The 1,025-nt window shown below is 36.3% G+C and carries 1 protein-coding gene; it reads left to right on the top strand.

Going from position 1 to position 1,025, the window contains the following annotated elements:
* Positions 1-413, top strand: a 413-nt coding sequence (locus B371_RS22605; protein WP_157185113.1) for a transposase, incomplete at its 5' end; no start/stop codon positions are given.
* Positions 414-1,025 lie beyond the last annotated feature (612 nt).

Here is a 1,025-nt window from a genome sequence, read left to right as displayed (position 1 = left end):
CTATCGGATTTGATCGGCATTTTGCGCCGACTTGTGTACGGGAGCATTCCTATCGGTACGATAGCTACGATTCCAAGCACGAAACACTAAAATATACACGCCCTCGCGAATGTGCGGATTGTCCGTTAGCTCACGACAGCTTGTGTCAGAAAGTGTACAAGATGAAAATCACGAAGGATCTTCGAAGATATACAGCACCGGCAAGAGGTTCGCTTAAATGGAAATTGCTCTATAAGGAACGAAGTTCCGTTGAACGTGTGAATGCCTATTTAAAAGGATATTTTCTTTTGAACCAGATTTACCATCGTACGGGTAAGAAAGCCAAAATGCATGTTGATTTGGTTCATATTGCTTACAATGCTTCCAAACTAGCAATCGATCGACTTACTTATCTTCAAACTGTAGCAGCTTGATACTTAATCGGCCATTTCATTCGGTTTTTTAAAAAATCATCCAAATTCTGTTTCTTTATGATTTTTTAAAAGTACGCATTATGAAATCGATTCAATCAGTAAAATATTTTTGAATTTCATTTTACATTTGTTACTAATTAGTCACTAGGTTAATGGGATTTTTTACACTTGATTTCGTTTGTGACTGTAGTTAACATTAACAAATGTGAAGTTACAAAGTAAATGGTATCCAGGAGGCAACAAATATGTTGAAGACATTAAAAGCAACCAGTCCTACAAGTATTATGGCGCTTTTAACGTTAGTGATTAGCGGATTTATTTTTGCAAAACAATTCTCATCCTGAAATATTCATGCCTGGTCGATCGACCGACCATTTAGCCAAAACCCATTGTTTTTTGAATCTTATTAAGGCGTATACAGTTTGTTCTCTTCCTATAACGTTATTTCATATTAGAGAGCTAGAGAAAGGGTGATTTTGGGCAGATTTCCCCCTTCGTTGCCATTTAATTTCTATAAAATGGATATAAAGGGTAGCTATTCTATTTTTAGTTGTTGAATTCGGGTGAGGATCTTCCAAAAGAATTCCTGGTACACGAAACTGGAAGATAATT

The sequence above is a fragment of the Paenisporosarcina sp. TG20 genome (genome assembly GCF_000286315.1).
Classification (GTDB): domain Bacteria; phylum Bacillota; class Bacilli; order Bacillales_A; family Planococcaceae; genus Paenisporosarcina.
The sequence above is the reverse complement of the archived record's forward strand: the minus strand, read 5'-3'. Positions and strand labels throughout refer to the sequence as shown.